Origin of the sequence: Mesorhizobium sp. CA15 (assembly GCF_020165215.1) — a bacterium.
In the GTDB taxonomy this organism is placed as follows: domain Bacteria; phylum Pseudomonadota; class Alphaproteobacteria; order Rhizobiales; family Rhizobiaceae; genus Mesorhizobium.
The window spans coordinates 1-18,407 of record NZ_JAIUHQ010000016.1 but is presented as its reverse complement, the minus strand read 5'-3'; the positions used below and the strand labels follow the sequence as shown (position 1 = coordinate 18,407).

Annotated in this window: 18 protein-coding genes; 8 read left to right on the top strand and 10 right to left on the bottom strand. The window is 63.7% G+C overall.

Features of this window, described 5'->3' with window-relative positions:
* Positions 1-152 precede the first annotated feature (152 nt).
* Positions 153-1,340 carry a Gfo/Idh/MocA family protein gene (locus tag LB515_RS22315; RefSeq protein ID WP_224708989.1) on the bottom strand — a complete coding sequence of 396 codons (1,188 nt, stop codon included), beginning with the start codon at positions 1,338-1,340 and terminating at the stop codon, positions 153-155.
* Between the two features lie 145 nt (positions 1,341-1,485).
* Positions 1,486-2,541 (bottom strand): sugar phosphate isomerase/epimerase family protein, encoded by a 1,056-nt coding sequence (locus tag LB515_RS22310; protein ID WP_224639180.1) that lies wholly within the window; start codon positions 2,539-2,541, stop codon positions 1,486-1,488.
* A 401-nt stretch (positions 2,542-2,942) separates the two neighbouring features.
* Here LB515_RS22310 and LB515_RS22305 point away from each other — a divergent pair, with 401 nt between their 5' ends.
* From LB515_RS22305 to LB515_RS22290, 4 genes are all read left to right on the top strand, one after another.
* Positions 2,943-3,830 carry a sugar phosphate isomerase/epimerase family protein gene (locus LB515_RS22305; protein ID WP_224546195.1) on the top strand — a complete coding sequence of 296 codons (888 nt, stop codon included), beginning with the start codon at positions 2,943-2,945 and terminating at the stop codon, positions 3,828-3,830.
* Positions 3,831-3,876: 46 nt separating this feature from the next.
* Positions 3,877-5,046: a mandelate racemase/muconate lactonizing enzyme family protein gene (locus LB515_RS22300; protein ID WP_095769203.1), complete on the top strand. Its 1,170-nt coding sequence runs from the start codon at positions 3,877-3,879 to the stop codon at positions 5,044-5,046.
* A 2-nt stretch (positions 5,047-5,048) separates the two neighbouring features.
* Positions 5,049-5,765, top strand: coding sequence for a FadR/GntR family transcriptional regulator (locus tag LB515_RS22295; protein ID WP_140545878.1), 717 nt, complete (start codon positions 5,049-5,051; stop codon positions 5,763-5,765).
* Positions 5,766-5,945: 180 nt separating this feature from the next.
* Complete coding sequence (locus tag LB515_RS22290; protein ID WP_224708988.1) at positions 5,946-6,926, top strand: hydroxyacid dehydrogenase; 981 nt, start codon at positions 5,946-5,948, stop codon at positions 6,924-6,926.
* Positions 6,927-7,006: 80 nt separating this feature from the next.
* On the opposite strand, the gene LB515_RS22285 is transcribed toward LB515_RS22290, so the two are convergent.
* On the bottom strand, positions 7,007-8,302 hold the full coding sequence (locus LB515_RS22285) for an amidase (protein ID WP_224708987.1): 1,296 nt from the start codon (positions 8,300-8,302) through the stop codon (positions 7,007-7,009).
* 119 nt (positions 8,303-8,421) lie between these two features.
* On the opposite strand from LB515_RS22285, the gene LB515_RS22280 reads away from it, so the two are divergent.
* The gene (locus LB515_RS22280) at positions 8,422-8,769 is read left to right on the top strand and encodes a GFA family protein (RefSeq protein WP_224708986.1); all 348 of its coding nucleotides are present in this window, start codon (positions 8,422-8,424) and stop codon (positions 8,767-8,769) included.
* A 134-nt stretch (positions 8,770-8,903) separates the two neighbouring features.
* On the opposite strand, the gene LB515_RS22275 is transcribed toward LB515_RS22280, so the two are convergent.
* From LB515_RS22275 to LB515_RS22245, 7 genes are all read right to left on the bottom strand, one after another.
* A complete protein-coding gene (locus tag LB515_RS22275) occupies positions 8,904-10,007 on the bottom strand; it encodes an ABC transporter ATP-binding protein (protein WP_095769199.1) in 1,104 nt (367 codons plus the stop codon).
* Positions 10,007-11,113, bottom strand: a complete 1,107-nt coding sequence (locus LB515_RS22270) for an ABC transporter ATP-binding protein (RefSeq protein WP_224708985.1) — start codon at positions 11,111-11,113, stop codon at positions 10,007-10,009. Before LB515_RS22270 ends, LB515_RS22275 begins: the two co-directional genes overlap by 1 nt.
* Positions 11,110-11,331, bottom strand: a complete 222-nt coding sequence (locus tag LB515_RS22265) for a hypothetical protein (protein ID WP_224708984.1) — start codon at positions 11,329-11,331, stop codon at positions 11,110-11,112. The genes LB515_RS22270 and LB515_RS22265 overlap by 4 nt, the downstream gene beginning before the upstream one ends.
* Positions 11,328-12,284: a carbohydrate ABC transporter permease gene (locus LB515_RS22260; protein WP_095769196.1), complete on the bottom strand. Its 957-nt coding sequence runs from the start codon at positions 12,282-12,284 to the stop codon at positions 11,328-11,330. Before LB515_RS22260 ends, LB515_RS22265 begins: the two co-directional genes overlap by 4 nt.
* Before the next feature lies 1 nt (position 12,285).
* Positions 12,286-13,191 (bottom strand): carbohydrate ABC transporter permease, encoded by a 906-nt coding sequence (locus LB515_RS22255; protein WP_095769195.1) that lies wholly within the window; start codon positions 13,189-13,191, stop codon positions 12,286-12,288.
* A 64-nt stretch (positions 13,192-13,255) separates the two neighbouring features.
* Positions 13,256-14,572, bottom strand: a complete 1,317-nt coding sequence (locus LB515_RS22250) for an ABC transporter substrate-binding protein (protein ID WP_095769194.1) — start codon at positions 14,570-14,572, stop codon at positions 13,256-13,258.
* Positions 14,573-14,922: 350 nt separating this feature from the next.
* Entirely contained in the window at positions 14,923-15,618 is a 696-nt protein-coding gene (locus LB515_RS22245) for a TetR/AcrR family transcriptional regulator (RefSeq protein ID WP_224708983.1), read from the bottom strand.
* A gap of 209 nt (positions 15,619-15,827) precedes the next feature.
* Between LB515_RS22245 and LB515_RS22240 the strand changes: the two genes are divergently transcribed.
* Genes LB515_RS22240 through LB515_RS22230 form a run of 3 tightly spaced genes read left to right on the top strand, consistent with a single transcriptional unit; the run spans position 15,828 to position 18,303 of the window.
* Entirely contained in the window at positions 15,828-17,024 is a 1,197-nt protein-coding gene (locus LB515_RS22240; protein ID WP_224708982.1) for a Tm-1-like ATP-binding domain-containing protein, read from the top strand.
* A 12-nt stretch (positions 17,025-17,036) separates the two neighbouring features.
* Positions 17,037-17,882 (top strand): phosphoenolpyruvate hydrolase family protein, encoded by an 846-nt coding sequence (locus LB515_RS22235; protein WP_224610800.1) that lies wholly within the window; start codon positions 17,037-17,039, stop codon positions 17,880-17,882.
* A gap of 4 nt (positions 17,883-17,886) precedes the next feature.
* A complete protein-coding gene (locus LB515_RS22230) occupies positions 17,887-18,303 on the top strand; it encodes a cupin domain-containing protein (protein ID WP_224610798.1) in 417 nt (138 codons plus the stop codon).
* Positions 18,304-18,407 lie beyond the last annotated feature (104 nt).

Below are 18,407 nucleotides of genomic sequence, written 5' to 3'. Positions count from 1 at the left end.
CGCTCCGCGGCCACCTTCTCCTCGAGGGGAGAAGAGGTCGGCGCCGGCGTTGCTTGTCTCCTCTCCCCTTGGGGAGAGGTCGGATTGCCCCGAATTGCTCTTCGCAATTCGGCTGGCAATCCGGGGGACTCGCTTGGACGACGCAGCCGTCCCTACAGCTTCGTCCAGGCCCCGTTTTTCTTCGACGACTTCACGCAGGCCTCGATGAAGGCCATGCCTTCGACGCCGTCGGCGACAGTCGGGAAGACCACATCCTTAGCCGGCTTGCCGCCCTTCCGGCACGCCGCCCGGATGGCGCGGGCCGCTTCCTGGTAGATGTTGGCAAAACCTTCGAGATAGCCCTCCGGATGACCAGACGGCACGCGGCTGACGCGCGCCGCCACGGGCATTGCTCCAGCGCCGGCGCGGGTGAGCAGTTGCTTCGGCTGGCCGAACGGCGTGTACCAGAGATAGTTCGGGTCGGCCTGCACCCATTCCAGCCCGCCCTTGGTGCCGTAGATGCGCAGCTTCAGCCCGTTCTCGTGGCCGGGCGCTACCTGGCTTGCCCAGATCATGCCCTTGGCCGGATGCTTGTTGCCGACCGGCTTGAAGCGCAGCATCACGTTGACATTGTCGTCGAGCTGGCGCCCCGGCACGAAGGCGTCGAGATCGGCTGACAGCGTATCGAGCTCAAGTCCCGAGACGAAGCGAGCCAGGTTATAGGCATGCGTGCCGATGTCGCCGAGCGCGCCGCCGGCGCCGGCCTGCTTGGGGTCGGAGCGCCAGGAGGCCTGCTTCTGGCCGGTGGCGGCAAGGTCCTCGGTCAGCCAGTCCTGCGGATATTCCGACTGCACGATGCGGATATCGCCGAGCATGCCCTTGGCCACCATCTCGCGTGCCTGCCGGATCATCGGATAGGCGGTGTAATTATGGGTCAGCACGAACACCTTGCCGGTCTTTTCGACCAGGGCGGCAAGCTTCTTCGCCTCGGCCAGCGAGGTCGCCAGCGGCTTGTCGCAGATGACATGGATGCCCGCCTCTAGAAAGGCTTTCGCCGCCGGCACATGCACGTTGTTCGGCGTCACGATCGCCACCGCCTCGATGCCGTCGGGACGCTTGGCTTCGGCCTTGGCCATCTCGGCATAGGAGCCGTAGCTGCGCGCGGGATCGAGCCCGAGTTCTTCGGCCGATGCCTTGGCCCGCGCCGGATCCGACGACAGCGCGCCGGCCACCAGCACGAAGTCGTTGTCCATGCGCGCCGCGATGCGATGCACAGCGCCGATGAAGGCGCCCTGCCCGCCGCCGACCATGCCATAGCGGATCGGGCCGCCTCCCGCTTCCGATTTCGATGCGCCGACCATTCTTGTCCTCTCTCTTTAGTTCATCACCCTCCGCCTTGTAGGGAGGGTCGATGCGCAGCGTCGGGGTGGGGTGTAAGAGTCCGCTGCGACTTGGGATTCAACCCCACCCGAACCTGCGGTCCGAACCTCCTCAAGGGAGCTGCAGTCAAATCCCCATCATCACCCGCAGCAGCTTTTTATCGGTCGTGCCGGCGGCGAAATCGTCGAAGGCCTTCTCGGTCACCCGGATGATGTGGTGCTGGATGAAAGGCGCGCCTTCTGCGGCGCCGTCCTCGGGATGTTTCAGGCAGCACTCCCATTCCAGCACCGCCCAGGAATCGTAATTGTACTGGGTGAGCTTGGAGAAGATGCCGCTGAAATCCACCTGCCCGTCGCCCAGCGAGCGAAAGCGCCCTGCACGGTTCACCCAGCCCTGGTAGCCGGAATAGACGCCTTGCCGCCCGGTCGGGTTGAACTCGGCATCCTTGACGTGGAACGCCTTGATCCGCTCGTGATAGATGTCGATGAACTCGAGATAGTCGAGCTGCTGCAAGAGGAAATGCGACGGGTCGTAGTTGATGTTGCAGCGCTTGTGGCCGCCGACCGCGTCGAGGAACATCTCGAAGGTGGCGCCGTCGAACACGTCCTCTGAAGGATGGATCTCGTAGCCGACATCGACCCCATTGTCTTCATAGACGTCGAGGATCGGCTTCCAGCGCTTGCCGAGTTCGCCGAAGGCTTCCTCGATGAGGCCGGCCGGGCGCTGCGGGAACGGATAAAGGTAAGGGAAAGCCAGCGAGCCGGTGAACGACACCGAGGCGTTCAGCCCGAGATTGCGCGATGCCTTGGCGCCGAACTTCATCTGCTCGACAGCCCATTTTTGCCGTGCCGTGGGATTGTTGTGCACGGATGGCGGCGCAAATCCATCCATCTGCGCGTCATAGGCGGGATGCACCGCGACCAGTTGCCCCTGCAGATGCGTCGACAATTCGGTGATCTCGACGCCGGCATCCGCGCAGACGCCTTTCACCTCGTCGCAATAGGCCTTCGACGACGCCGCCTTCTCGAGGTCGAACAGGCGCGCGTCCCAGGTCGGGATCTGCACGCCTTTGTAACCCAGCCCCGCTGCCCATTTGGTGATGGAACCCAGCGAATTGAACGGCGCAGCGTCGCCCGCGAACTGCGCCAGAAACAGGCCGGGGCCCTTCATCGTCGTCGGCATCGGCATCCTCCCTCGTTTGTTTTCGCGACCAAGCATAGCGCCTATTGAAATGAGGGCCAGCCTGTTTGGTCAACCCTGTCGGCGTCTATGCATTGCGCCATTCTGGTATTACCAAATCCCGGAATTCGGTCAAGCGGCCGAAAACCGCGGAGGCGAGCCGAGCTTGCAAACAGATCAGTGGAATTACCACGTAAAATCAGACTATTGCTCGGCTGATAGAGCTTCAGCCGCCCACTTGTTGCCGTGCATCAAAATTTGCTGTAGAGGTCATGGAGGGCCCAATTGGTCGAACCAGTTTCGAGGAAAATGCTGGCAACGCCTTGGGGAGGAATCATACGCCCGCCTCTGCTGGAGGCGTCGCGGGGTAGAATGTGACAGGCGAATTCTGGGAAGGATAGACCATGCATCTTTCGACTCACAATTGGATGCGGGCGGAACCGCTGGAGGTGACGCTCAAGCGCATCAAGAAATTCGGCTACGAATCGATCGAGATTTCCGGCGAACCCGAGCAGTACAAGACCAAGGAGACGCGCGCGCTCCTGAAGGAGCACGGCATCCGCTGCTGGGGCTCGGTGACTCTGATGCTCGGCGAGCGCAATCTCGCCGCCAGGGACCAGGGCCAGCGCGAGCGGTCCGTCCAATACGTCAAGGACGTGCTCACCATGGTCAGCGAGCTCGATGGCGAGATCATCACGCTGGTGCCGGCGACCGTCGGCAAGGTCGTGCCGGACGGCACCGAGGCGGAGGAATGGGGCTGGGTGGTCGATGCCACGCGCGAATGTTTCAGCCATGCCAAGAAGGTCGGCGTCAGGATCGCCGTCGAGCCGCTCAACCGCTTCGAGACCTACCTCTTCAACCGCGGCGCCCAGGCGCTGGCACTCGCCGATGCGGTGAGCCCCGAATGCGGCGTCTGCCTCGACGCCTACCATATCCACATGGAGGAATTTAACGTCTATGACGCGATCCGTCAGGTCGGAAAGCGCCTGTTCGATTTCCATGTCGCTGACAACAACCGCTTCGCAGCCGGCCTTGGCCAGATCGACTGGCCGAAGATTGTGCGCACGTTGAAGGAAGTCGGCTATGACGGCGCGCTGACCAACGAGTTCGTCGCGCCCGTCGACCGCACCCCGGCGGCGCCCTATCCGGAGATGGTCGAGCGCAATCCGGTCGACATCTCGCCCGAGCAGCTCAAATTCATCCAGGACCACGGCTCCAGCGTGCTCACGGAAAAATTCTACACCGACCAGATGCGCATCACCGCCGAAACGCTGCTGCCGCTGATCAAGTAGAAACCTGTCCCTTCCACCCGGCGGGCGGAGGGGCCGAAGGGAAAACATGCGCATCAAGAGCGTCCAGGCCTGGTGGGTTCGTATCCCGATCGAAGTCGCGAAGCAGCATCGCAGCGACTTCGGTCAGGTGACGACGTTCGACGCCGCCATTCTGCGCATCGAGACCGCTGACGGCCTTGTCGGCTGGGGCGAGGGCAAGAACGCCGCCGGCAGCGCCGGCAGCTATGGCGCGCTCGTCCACATGCTCAACCACGAGATCGGCCCGCAGCTGATCGGTTGCGATCCGGCCGACATCGGCATCATCTGGGAAATGCTCTATAACGGCGTGCGGCATGAGACGGCGGCGCATGCCGGCCATGCCATGCCGCAGCTGGCGCGGCGCGGCATGAGTGTGGCGGCGATCAGCGCCGTCGACATCGCGCTCTGGGACATCCTGGGCAAGTCGCTGGGGCAGCCAGTGTGGCGGCTGCTCGGCGGCCGCAAGGTCGAGCGCATGCAGGCCTATGCCTCGGGCGGCTGGGCCTCAGCCGACGCCATCGGCGAGCAGTTGCAGTCCTACATCGCCAAGGGCGGCTTCAAGGCGCTGAAGATGCGCATCGGCGCCATGGACGGCGCCCCACATGTCTCGGCCGCGCGCGTGCGCGCCGCAAGGCAGGCGATCGGGCCGGATGTCGATCTGATGGTCGACGCGCACGGCACCTATACCGTCGCCGAGGCCAAGCGCTTCATCAACCTCACCGCCGATCTCGACCTTGCCTGGTTCGAGGAACCGGTGACCGCCGACGATAAGCCGGGCATGGCCGACGTGCGCGCCTCGGGATCGACGCCGATCGCCACCGGCGAAAGCGAGGCGACGCGCTATGCTTTCCGCGATCTGGCTGTGCTGAAGTCGGCCGACATCTTCCAGCCGGATCCCGCCTTCTGCGGCGGCATCAGCGAGGCGATGAAGATCGGCACCATCGCCAGCGCCTTCAACCTGCGCTTCGCGCCGCATCTATGGGCCGGCGCGCCCTGCTTCTTTGCCGGGCTGCATGTGTGTGCCGCCTCGCCCGCCAGCTTCACCATTGAATATTCGCTCGGCGCCAACCCGATGATCCACGACCTCGTCGAGGAGACTGTCGAGGCGAAGGACGGTATGATAGCGATCCCTGAAAAGCCTGGATTGGGATTCACCATCTCCGAGCGATTCCTGGAGGCGCACGCGCAACGTATTTGACGATGAAAGAAAAGAACCTTCTCGCGGAACTCGCCGCCTATCTCTTTTCCAACTCGGACAAGGAGTCCGGCCGCACGCCCTCCGAGCGAGAGCTGGCGGAACATTTCGGCGTCAGCCGCGGCCAGATCCGCGAGGCGCTGGCCATCCTCGAGGCCATGCGTATCGTCGAGCGGCGCGCCAAATCCGGCATCTATATCGACACCAAGCAGGCGAGCGTGGAAGCGCTGGCGCTGTTCGCCCGCGCCGGCCTGCCGCTCGATCCGGTGCAGATCTACGAGACCGTCGAGCTGCGCAAGATCCACGAGATCAAGGCGGCCGAGCTTGCCTGCTCACGCGCCACCGAGGAGAACTTCGAGCGCCTGCGCGAAATCCTGAAGGCTTCCGAAGAGCGCATCGCCGCCGGCGAAGGCCTCGCCAAGGAAGACCGCGAGTTTCACCTCGAGATCGTGCGCGCGACCAAGAACAGCGTCTTCCACAATATCTGCAGCGTCTATTACCTGATGGGCGAGCAGCGCCTGCCGATCTATTTCAACGATCCCGAACGCTCGGTGCGTTCGCATGCCGAGCATATCCAGATCTACGAAGCGCTGCTGCGCCGCGACGGCAACCTCGCCCAGGCCCTGATGAATGCTCATTTGCAGGGCGCCGAGAGCTACTGGAAGGGGATCATCGAAGGCCGCGGAATGGAGCCGAAAAGCGCGGCGCTCGAAAAGGCTTGAGCAATTCCAGGAAAGTGTGGACGGTCAGGTTCGGCACCTTTGCCGTAGCCTTTCGTCCGAAACTGCGTCAACCCACAGGAACAGGGCAGTTCTCCGTTTCCGTGAAACGGCGAAATGCCCTTGAGCATTTTGCAGCCAGACGTTTAGCTTGGCATCGCACAAATGCGGAAATGGAACCCCATGCGCAAGATCCTGTCGACGCATCCGCTGCACCCACGCGCCACGGCGATGCTGGCTGGCGCCGGGCGGCTTGCGATCGCTTCCGCGCTCGATCCCAAGACGCTGACCGCTGAGGCCCGCGACGCCGACATCATCATCGTGCGCGCGCCGCTGCCCCCGGAGCTGTTTGCGGGTGCTTCGAGCCTGCGTGCCGCGATCCGCCACGGCGCCGGACTGGACATGATCCCGGTCGAGGCCGCGACCGCCGCCGGCGTGCTGGTGGCGAACGTGCCCGCCGTCAACGCCCGCTCGGTCGCCGAGCATGTGATGTTCACCGCCCTTGCGCTGCTGCGGCGCTTCCGCGTGATGGACCGCGACCTGCGCGCCAAGGGCTGGCTTGCCGGCCGCGAGCACGCCAACTCGACCAGCGAGCTGGCCGGCAAGACCATCGGCATCGTCGGCCTCGGCGCGGTCGGCCAGGCTGTCGGCCACATCGCCGCGCACGGCTTCGACCTCAATGTCGTGGCGACGACGCGCAGCCTGCGCCCCGCGCCCGAGCGTGTCGGCTTCCTGTCGATCGATGCGCTGGTCGAGCAGAGCGACATCATCGTGCTCTGCTGCCCGCTGACGCAGGAAACGAGCGGCCTCATCAGTCGAGAGCGCATTGCCCGCATGAAACCCACCACGCTGCTGATCAATGTCTCGCGCGGCCCGGTGGTGGATGATGAGGCGCTGATCGAAGCCCTGCGTGCCGGCCGCATCGGCGGCGCTGCGCTCGACGTTTTTGCGACCCAACCGCTGCCGCCGAACCATCCCTATTTCGGCTTCGACAACGTCATCGTCACCCCGCATATGGCCGGCATCACCGAGGAATCGATGATGCGCATGGGTGTCGGCGCCGCCGGCGAGGCCTTGCTGGTGCTCGCCGGCAAGCTGCCCGTCAATCTGCGCAATCCGGAAGTTATCGAGCACTATCGCCGGCGTTTTCCGGTCGGCGAATAGTTCCGCGGCGAGCATCGCGACGGTGTAGACCTGAGATGCGGGCCAGCCTTTCCGGACTTGCATCCTGATGGCCTGCGCAGTCACTGGCCAAGCAAAGCCTCGACCGCGGCGGCAATGCGCAGCAGATGACTGTCATGCCCGTGCTTGCCCACCAGCATCAATCCGGCCGGCAGCTTCGTGCCGGGCATCAGCAGCGAGATCGCGCAAAGGTCGAACTGGTTGGCGACCTGCGTGTTGCGCAAGAGCAGTCCTTCCGTCTTGTCGCGCAGAGCTTCGTCGCCGGCCATGGCGGCGATGGACGGCGCGACCATCGGCACGGTCGGCAATGCCAGAACATCGACCGTCTCCAGCCGTTCCGCCATGGCCGCCACAAGCTCGGCGCGCCGGCGGATCGTCCGGATGTAGGCCGAGGCAGGGACAGCCAGCGCGCGCGCCAATGGCCCGGTGACATGCGGATCGACCGGCACAGAGGCGCCGCCCGCCAGCCAATCGGCATGCACCTCCGCACCTTCCATGGACGCGATCGTCCCGCGCCTGGTTGCCGCGCGCATCTCGGCGATAAGATCGTCGATGGACAAATCGGCGGCGCGGGCGCCGGCTCGTCCGATCTTGTCGATGCAAGCCTCGAAAGCTTCGGCGACCTTCGCCTGCGTTTCGCCGAACAAGACGCCGCGTGGAATGCCGACGCGCAGGCCGGCGAGCGAGCCCGGCTGAGGACCGGCGGGCTCTTGTCCCGCCATGATCGCATCGGCGATCGTGCAATCGGCGACGCTGCGGGCAAGCGGACCGATCGAATCCAGCGTCATCGACAGCGGAAAGGCTCCCGTCAAAGGCACGCGCCGCGCCGTCGGCTTGAAGCCGACAACGCCGTTGAGCGAGGCGGGGATGCGCACCGAGCCGCCGGTGTCCGAACCGATCGAGATGTCGCTTGTGCCCTCGCCGATCGCAACGCCGGCTCCAGATGACGAGCCGCCCGGGATCAGGCCGGCATCGGCAGCGTTGCCTGGTGTGCCGTAATGCGGATTGTCGCCGATCGCGGTGAAAGCGAACTCGGTCATGTTGGTCTTGCCGAGGATGACCGCGCCCGCCTGGCGCAGCCTCTGCACGATCGCCGCGTCCCGCGCCGCCGGTTCGGCGCTGGCGCGGATCAGCGATCCGGCCGTCGTCGGCTCCCCGGCGACGTCGAACAGATCCTTGATCGAAACGATGCGCCCGTCGAGCGGCCCAAGGCTGACGCCGGCCTTGCGGCGGGCATCGGACGCATCGGCTGCTGCCCGCGCGGCCTCGGCATAGAGCTTCGTATAGACCTTCTCATCCCCCGCCCGATTGGCAAGACGTGACAGGATGATTTCAAGACGGTCGCGGATGGATTGCATTTTCGATGTCGGGCCTTGCAAAATTGCAACGTCTTTTAACCGTGCGGCCTGGTCTTGGCCGGCGAAGAGATAACCCGGCAAGTGTGCCTTTGCACCCTGCCAGCGATGGAAAGATGCTGATGCTGTACAAAGGCAGCTGCCACTGCGGCAAGGTGGCGTTCGAGGTCAAGGGTGAGATCGGCGGCGCGGTGCGCTGCAACTGCTCGATCTGCCGGCGCAAGGGCGCGCTTTTGTGGGCCGTGCCGCATGAGAAGCTCAATCTGGTCGCCTGGGGCGACGACCTCGGCCGCTATACTTTCGGCAAGGCCCAGATCGCGCATCGCTTCTGCCGCACATGCGGCATGCACCCCTTTGCCGAGGACGTCGGCCAGGGCAACGAACGGTCCGCCTATATCAACATCAACTGCCTCGACGATGTTGATATCACCGCAATCGAGGTGTTCGAGTTCGACGGCCGCTCGGCTTGAAGCCAATTAACGACCCGACGCTCCTGAGAGCCGCCGGGCCGATGCTCGCAAGGGCGAGCGGACTGGCCTATTCGGCGGCCGGCTTGGGCCCCATCAGGAAGGCCGCCAGCAAGGTCGCCGGCTAAGTCCGACTTCTATCCGGCGTGCCGCAGGCTCACACCGCTGCCTTTATCGAACATCACCACCTTGTCGGGGTTCCAGGCAAAGCGCACCGGCTCTTCGATAGCCACGTCGGTCCTGGCCGGCACCGTGGCCCGCAGCATCGTGTCGCCGACCCTGAGCGTCAGGATCTTTTCCACGCCATGGTTCTCGACATCGTGCACGCGTGCCTCGACCGGAGCCCCGCTCTCCAGATAGACGTCCTCCGGACGGATGCCGAAGACGAGCGGGCGACCGTCGGCCGCGCCGCTCGTCCTGCCCCCGCCAAAGCTCTTGGCGCCAATTGTGAGCGGCAGTTCGAAATTCACCGGCGCCATCACCGCGCGGTCGTTGACCAGCCTACCGTCGATGAGGTTCATCGGCGGCGAGCCGACGAAGCTCGCGACATAGGTGTCGCGCGGATTGTTGTAGATCTCATGCGGCGTGCCCGTCTGCACGATGCGGCCATGGTTGAGCACGCCGACCTTGTCGCCCATCGACATGGCCTCGATCTGGTCGTGTGTGACGAACAGGAACGTGGCGCCGAGTTGCATCTGAAGGTTCTTCAACTCCGTGCGCAGCGCCTCGCGCAGCTTGGCGTCGAGCGCCGAGAGCGGCTCGTCCATCAGGAACACGCGCGGCTTGCGCACGATCGCTCGGCCGATCGAGACGCGCTGCATCTCGCCGCCGGAAAGCCGGTCGGTCTTGCGGTCGAGCAGGTGTTCGATCCTGAGCGTGCGGGCGGCGCGCGCGACGCGGTCCTTGATCTCGGCATCCGGCAGCCGGCGGATCTTCGGCTTCAGCGGAAATTCGAGGTTCTGCCGCACAGTGTAGCGCGGATAAAGCGAATATTGCTGCAGCACCAGCGCGACGTCGCGCTCGGCCGCGCCCCAGTCGGCGACGTCGACGCCGTCGATGAGAACCTGGCCCTCGGTCGGCTTATCCAGTCCGGCGATCAGGCGTAGCGTCGTCGTCTTGCCGGCGCCGGTCTCGCCAAGCAGCACGAAGAACTCGCCGTCGGCTATGTCGAGGTTCAGACCCGTCAGCGCGGTGTGGCTGCCGTATTTCTTGGTGATGTTCTTCAGTTCGATATGGGCCATTACAGCCTTACTCCCAGCGACTTGCCGCTTGCCGTGTCGAAAAAGTGCGCCTGCTCGGGATCGATGCGGACATGGACTTTCTCACCGGGGCCCGAGACGTAGCCCGCCTTGGTGCGGGCGCGCAGCATCGTGGAGCCGAGCCTGAGATCGACAATGTCGAAGGACCCGAGCGGCTCGATGATGCTCGCCTCGACTGGCATGTAGCCGGGCGCCGCATCGTGCCGCACGAGTACGCCCTCCGGGCGGATGCCGAGCGTCAGGCCGCCATTGGCTGCATGCCCGTTGAGTCTGGACAGGAGCTGGCGCGGGAACTCGAAGCCAGCCGGCGCATCGCCGACGGTTACGGAGGCAGTGCCCGCCTGATCCGCGACATTGACCTCGGCAATGTTCATCACCGGGCTGCCGACGAACTGCGCCACGAACAGGTTTGCCGGATGCGAATAGACATCGTCCGGCGTGCCGACCTGCTGGATGAAGCCTTCATGCATGATGACGATACGGTCGGCGAGGCTCATCGCCTCGATCTGGTCGTGCGTGACATAGATCGTGGTCGACCCTTGCTTGACGTGCAGGCGCTTGATCTCGGCGCGCATCTCCTCGCGCAGCTTGGCGTCGAGCGCGCCGATCGGCTCGTCCATCAGCATCGCCTTCGGGCGCCGCACCAGCGCACGACCGATGGCCACGCGCTGCATGTCGCCGCCCGAGAGCGCCGACGGCCTCTTGTCGAGCAGATCGGTGATGCGCAGGACCCGGGCGACCTCGCGCACGGACTTGTCGACTTCGCCGCTGCTCATGCGCATTGCACGCAGCGGAAAGGCGACGTTCTCGAACACCGTCATATGCGGGTAGAGCGAGAAGGACTGGAACACCATGGCGATGTCGCGGTCCGCCGCCTTGAGGTGCTGCACCGGCTTACCGTCGATCAGGATGTCGCCCTGGTCGATCGTCTCCAGCCCTGCCACGGCGCGCAGCGTCGTGGTCTTGCCGCAGCCCGACTGGCCGAGCAGCACGATGAACTCGTTGTCGGCGATGGCCAGGTTCAGATTATGGATGACCTGGACGGCACCGAAGAATTTCTCGATGCCGCGAAGTTCGATCTGCGTCACTGGCGGGCTCCCTCATGCGTCGCGGCGCCGGTTTCCTCGCTCTGCTCCGGTGCGATCTTGGACGTGATGTTGAAGCCGATCAGCCCGATCAGGATGATCGTCACACCGTATGAATGCAGGCTGAGGCTCCATGGTTGGCAGAGCGCTACGATGCCCAGCACCATTAGGATTTGCGAGGCCGGCAGCAGGTACTTCTCGTTGGTGGAGCGAAAACTCATTTGCGGATTGCTCCGAACGTCACGCCGCGAAGCAGATGGTTGCGCAGCAGGAAGGTGAAGATTGCGACCGGCAACAGGAACAGGAAGGTACCCGCCGCGATCGTCGTCCAGTCCGGCAGGCCGGAGCCGATCTGCGAGGGGATGAAGGGCGGCGCCGTCTGGGCGCGCCGGTTGGTCATGATCAGCGCAAAGGCGTATTCGTTCCAGGCAGTGATGAAGCAGAACACGGCAGTCGCCGCGATGCCGGTCGCGGCCTCGGGCAGCACGATCTTGAAGAAGGCCTGCATGCGCGTGTAGCCGTCGACGAGTGCTGCTTCCTCATACTCCTTCGGGATCTCGTCCATGAAGCCCTTCATCAGCCAGACCGAGAAGGACAGGTTAAAGGCAACGTAGAGGATGATCAGGCCGATATGCGAATCGTTGAGGCCGACCATCCGGTACATCAGGAACATTGGGATCGCGACCACCACTGGCGGCAGCATGCGGGTCGACAGGATGAAGAAGAGCAGGTCCGCCTCGCCCGCGATCTTGAAGCGTGAGAAGCCATAGGCGGTGAAGGTTCCCATGCCCACAGCCAGCACCGTGCTGATCACAGCCACGATCAGGCTGTTCATGAACCGGTCGGGATATTGCGAAAGCTGCACGTCCTTGCCGACCTTCAGCACCCGCTCGCCGCCGTCATAGATGCGTTTTTCCCACCAGGGCGCGGCATCGTAGACTTGCGGATCCACGGGCTTCTGCATCTGCACGCGCTTGGTGAAGAGCCGCACGAACGGCGTCACCTCAGGCTCGAACAGCACGGTGGGCGGGACGCTGACGGCGAGCTCCTTCGGCTTGAAGGCCGTCGAGGCGATCCAGTAGATCGGTGCCAGGAAGATCAGCGTCGCGATCAGCACCGCGGCGATGGCGATGCGGTTGAAGGCGACCTCGGAAGAAGTGCGGACGGCGGCCATGTCAGCGCTCCTTCACCTTGTTGAGATACTTCACGTAGAGGTTGGTGATCGCCAGCACCATGATCAGCACGATGTAGGCCAGCGCGCAGGACTTGCCCGTATCCCACTGCTGGAAGGCCTGCTTGTAGAGCCGGATCGCGATCAGCTCGGCGGTCGGCTGGGTGGTCATGGTGTAGGCAATGTCGAAGGTCTTGAAGGCTTCCATGGTGCGGAAGATCAGCGCGATCAGAAGGATCGGCGAAACCAGCGGCAAGGTGATACGAGTGAAGGTGTACCACCACCCGGCGCGGTCAATCGCGGCCGCCTCGTAGAGATGCTGCGGCACGGCCGAGAGACCGGCGAGCGACAGCAGCATGACGAAAGGCGACCACATCCAGATATCGGTGATCGCGACCGCGTAGAGCGCGCTGTCGGGATTGGAGAGCCAGGCGAAGTCGCCAAGGCCGAAGACATAGTTGATCGGTCCCCAGGACGGGCTGTAGAGCAATTGCCAGAACAGGCCGACGACCGCCGCCGACATCATCATCGGCAGCAGCAGCAGCGTGGTGATCAGGCCCTTCATCGGAAAGCTGCGGTTGAGCAGAAGCGCAAGGCCGAAGCCGACGATCATCTGCCCAGCCACCGAAACGATCACGTATTTGGCGGTGATGACGAAGTTCGACCAGATGTGATCGTCGCTCAGCAGCTCACGATAGTTCTGCAAGCCGACGAACTGCCAGGGTTCGCTGCGGTTCGCGGCGAAGTTCGTAAAGGAATAGCCGAGCGAATAGATCAGCGGGAAAATGTTGAAGACGATCAGAAAGACCAGCGTCGGGATGATGAACAGGTTGCGGATGGTCAGATCGGACCAGCCGCGAGCGGCGGCCCTGGACGCTGGATCAAGATTGGTAAGGGCTACCGAAGCCAACTTTGTCTCCTGAAAACAGGAATGCCGGAGGGGGAAACCTCCTCCGGCATTCTGACTGCGATACTTACTTGTAACGATTGTATTTGGTGAAGGTCGCCTTCCAGTCGGCGGCCGTCTTGTCGAGCGCCTCCTGGGCGGTGCCCTTGCCGCCGACCACGAACGGATAGATGTTCTGGTTCAGCTGATCGAGCACTTCGGCGTATTCAGGCGTTGCCCAGAAGTCCTTGACCATGAACATCGTGTCGTAGAACGCCTTGTTGTAAGGCGTCGCGTTCTGGAAGGCTTCGGACTTCAGCACGGCCTGGCTGCAGGTGTAGCCGCCGAGCTCGGCCCACTTCTTCTGGGTCTCGTCCTTGATGAACCACTCGAGGAATTTCATCGCCTCGTCCTTGTTCTTCGAATACGAGACGACCGAGATGCCCTGGCCGCCGAGCGCGGCGAAGCGCTTGCCGTCCGGGCCGGCCGGATTGGCGAAGAAGCCGGTGACGTCGGCATAGGGGTTGGTGGCCTTGTTCACCAGCGGCGGGAAGAAGGCGAAGAAGTTCATGCTCATCGCTGCCAGGCCGCCGGTGATCGCCTGGTTGTCTTCCACGAAGAAGGTCTTGCCCCAGCCCGGAGGCGTGAACTTGTAGAGTTGCTTGTACATGTCGAGGCCGGCGGCGGCTTCCTTGGAGTTGGTGATGCCGTCGACCTTGTAGGTCGCGTAGTCGCCGAGATCGCCGCCATAGCTGAAGATGGCGCTTTCGACGCCCATCGCCATCGCGTCATAGGAATTGTCGGTGTAGATGGCCACGCCGTACCGCTTCTGGTCCGGACGGTGGAAGAACTCGGCGATGTCGCGCAGCTGCGCATAGGTCGTCGGCACCGCGAGGTCGTAGCCGTATTTGGCCTTGAAGGCTTCCTTCTCCTTCGGGTCCTCGAACCAGTCCTTGCGATAGGACCAGCCGATCGCGTCGCCTTCCAGCGGGATCGCCCAGTATTTGCCGGAACCGCCCGGATACTCGGCGTAATACTTGATGGTCGCGGGCGCCATCACGTCGCCAAGCTTGTGCTGGTTGAAGAAGTCGGTCAGGTCGACATAGTGGCCTTGCGTCGAACCGGCGCCCAGCCATTGCGAGTCGCCGACGACCATGTCGTAGGCATCGCCATGCGCGTTGAACTCGGTGAAGGCCTTGGTCTGGAAGTCGGGCCACGGCGTCGTCTGAACGGTGACCTTCACGCCGGTTTCGGCCGTGTAGTCGTTGACGAGTTCCTGCAGATAGTTCGCCGGGTCCCATTCCGCCCAGAAGATGGTGAGTTCTTTATCCTGCGCGCGGACGGATGTCCCGCAGGCAAGCGCCAGCCCAATACCAGCAATCACGCTGGTCATAATCTTGCGCATAGTTTTCCTCCCTTGTGCGCATTCTACCGTCTCATGCGAGCCGGCGGCGAAGCCGGCCTTGGTAGTTCCTCCTGTGATGGCACCTCTCCGGTCCAGGCCTCCCACCCTGTCGGAAATGGATCGCAGCCTTCACTTTGATCCGCTTTATCGGTCCTAAATCTGGTATTACCAATTCCCGCTTGACGTCAAGCGCTTTCTTGGGAGGCTAGGCGCAGACGAACGAGGCCACCATTATGGCATCTGCCTGTTTTCCCTTGTTTTTCCTACTCCTTGATACGCCGATCCCTTGTAAGGGCCAGCTCACCCCATTTAACATTCAAAATCGTCCTCACAATCTGGTCGAACCAGATTTACCCGATCGTCGCCCCAGGCGCCGCAGCCATTCCTGCCGATTTCGCCTCCGATTCCGCCATTGCGGCGCGCACCAGCGCGCCCGCCGCCCATTGCGCCACCGACACCATCTCGGCGCTGTTCAGCCCCCAGATATCCTTCAGCACCGTGACCACCTCGACGCCGAACATCAGCGACAGCGCCTGGGCAAGGCGCGTGAGCTGGCGCGGCTTCAGGCGTCCCTTGAGCGGCGCGATCGCATCCTTCAACAGGTCGACGCGATGACCGCGAATGAAGGCCGGCTCGGACCCGAGCGTGCCCGCCTGGCGCCGCGCCCATTGGTCGAGGGACAGTTTCAGCGCCGCTTTGAAGGTCGCCTCGAAGGCTTCGATGCGCGGCATCGCGGTCGCGAACAGATCTGCCACGCGCCGCTCGGCATCGTCGGATGTCGACTTCCAGGTAAGGATAGGGCCGAGCCCTTCATCGACCACGGCCTGCACCAGCGCCGCCTGGCTCGGGAAATACCGGTAGGCGGTGGCGCGCGACACCTCCGCCGCCTCCGCGACCTCGCTGACCGAAGGGGTCATGCCTGATTGCATCAGCCTCGTCGCCGTTTCCAGCATCAGCCGCTTTGTGCGGGCGCGCGGCCCCTTCTCGGCGGCCGGCGCCTGTGCGGCGTCATCGATGGAGGCGGCTTGTTGACGTGAGATATTCATATCAATATGATACGCGCGTCTCAAAAATTTGCAATGGCGCAATGCCGGTCAATAACGGGTCCCCACCAGCGACGAGGCTTTAGCCGAGGAGCTTAAGGGTGGGGCAAAAAATCGGGCCCCCACCAGCGACGAGGCTTTAGCCGAGGAGCTTAAGGATGGGGCAAAAAAGGCCGGCGGCAGAGCCGGCCATGCCGGACGGGGAACCGCGGATGAAGCGCATCTATGTGATCGGCACCGCCGACACCAAAGGCGAGGAACTCGCCTTCCTGGCCGATGCCGTCGCCAAGGCCGGCGGCGCGGTCGTCCTTGTCGATATCGGCACGCGAGGCGCGACCGTCCCGGTGGATATCCCTGCCAGCGAGGTCGCCGCGCATCATCCCAAGGGAGCCGGCGCTGTTCTCGGCATCGACGATCGCGGCACCGCCGTTGCCGGCATGGGCGCGGCCTTTGCCAATTTCATCCAGTCACGTGACGACATCGCCGGGGTGATCGGCATCGGCGGCGGCGGCGGCACCTCGATCATCACCGCCGGCATGCGGGCACTGCCGCTCGGCCTGCCGAAGATCATGGTCTCGACATTGGCCTCCGGCGATACCGCGCCTTACGTCGACATCTCCGACATCATCATGATGCCGTCGGTCACCGACATGGCGGGACTGAACAGACTCTCCCGCATTGTGCTGCACAATGCCGCCCAGGCGATCGCCGGCATGGCCGCGAAGCCCGCCTCGGCCGCCGCCGGCAAGCCGGCGCTGGGACTCACCATGTTCGGCGTCACCACGCCCTGTGTGACGGCGATCGTCGACCGATTGCGCCCCGACTATGACTGTATGGTCTTCCACGCCACCGGCACTGGTGGTCGCTCGATGGAGAAGCTCGCCGACAGCGGTCTGCTGGCCGGCGTCATCGACATCACCACGACCGAGGTGTGCGATTTCCTGTTCGGCGGGGTGCTGCCGGCGACCGAGGATCGCTTCGGCGCGATTGCGCGCACGAAATTGCCCTATGTCGGCTCGGTCGGCGCGCTCGACATGGTGAACTTCTGGGCGCCGCCGACCATTCCGGAAAAATATCATGGGCGGCTCTTCTACGAGCACAATCCCAATGTCACGCTGATGCGCACCACGGCCGAGGAATGCCGCAAGATCGGCGAATGGATCGGCGGCCGCCTTGCCCGATGCGACGGTCCGGTCCGCTTCCTGATCCCGGAAAAGGGCGTATCGGCGCTCGATATCGAAGGCGGCGCCTTCTTCGATCCGGAAGCCGACGCCGTGCTGTTTGAGGCCATCGAGCGCACGATCGAACCGACCAGGAACCGCACCGTGACGCGCCTGCCGCTGCACATCAACGACCCCGCCTTCGCCAAGGCCGCGGCGGAGGCCTTCCTCGACATCGCCAAGAAGTGAGACAAGACAAGCATGGCTGCCATTCCGCGCAAAACGATCCTGGAAAAATTCCGCAAGATGATCGCCGACGGCGTGCCGATCATCGGCGGCGGCGCCGGGACCGGCCTGTCGGCCAAGGCCGAGGAAGCCGGCGGCATCGACCTGATCATCATCTACAATTCCGGCCGCTATCGCATGGCCGGCCGCGGCTCGGCCGCCGGCCTGCTTGCCTACGGCAACGCCAACGAGATCGTCAAGGAAATGGCCTATGAGGTGCTGCCGGTGGTCAAGAAGACGCCGGTGCTGGCCGGCGTCAACGGCACCGACCCCTTTGTCATCATGCCGCTGCTGCTCGCAGAGCTGAAGACGATGGGCTTTTCCGGCGTGCAGAATTTTCCGACCGTCGGCCTGTTCGACGGCACCATGCGCCAGAGTTTCGAGGAGACCGGCATGGGTTTTGGCCTCGAGGTCGACATGATCGCCGAGGCGCGCAAGCTCGACTTGCTCACCACGCCCTACGTCTTCAACCCCGACGAGGCGCGCGCCATGGCACGTGCCGGCGCCGATATCGTCGTCGCCCATATGGGCGTCACCACCGGCGGCTCGATCGGCGCCACTTCGGCGAAAACGCTCGACGCCTGCGTCAAGGAAATCGACGCCATTGCCGATGCCGCGCGCTCGGTGCGCAAGGACGTCATCCTGCTTTGCCATGGCGGACCGATCTCGATGCCCGACGACGCGCGCTACATTCTCGAACGCTGCGAGGGCTTGCATGGCTTTTACGGCGCAAGCTCGATGGAACGGCTACCGGCGGAAGCGGCGATCGCCAGGCAGACAGCGGATTTCAAGACGGTCGCGATCACGAAAAAGAAGGGATGAGGCAATGGCCGACAGGAGCAAGGTGTTCGTCTACCCGAAGGATGTCAGCGCCTTCGGCTTCGACTGGGGCAAGCTGTCGCTGACCGTCGCGCCGGAAGTGAACGGCGCCGAGCGCTTTTCCGGCGGTGTCGTCGACTTGCCGCCGGGCAAAGGCCACACCCGCCACAACCATCCGGGCGCCGAAGAGATCATCTTCGTCATCTCCGGCAATGGCGAGCAGATGGTCGAGGATGAGAAAGGCAATCCGGTAGTAGCGAAGGTCGGCCCCGGCTGCACCATCTATGTGCCGGAAAGCCGCTTCCACTCGACGCTCAACACTGGCGACCAGCCGATGCAGCTCTTCGTCGTCTATTCGCCCGCCGGACCGGAGCTGGCGCTGCGCGACCTGCCTGATTTCAGGCTGCTGCCGGCTGGCAAATGATGATGTTTCCTTTTCCCCGTTCCAGCGCTGGTCGACCCCCACTCCGTCTCGGCTTCGCCGAGCCACCTCTCCCCCGATCGACGGGGGAGAGGAAAGGCGCCAAG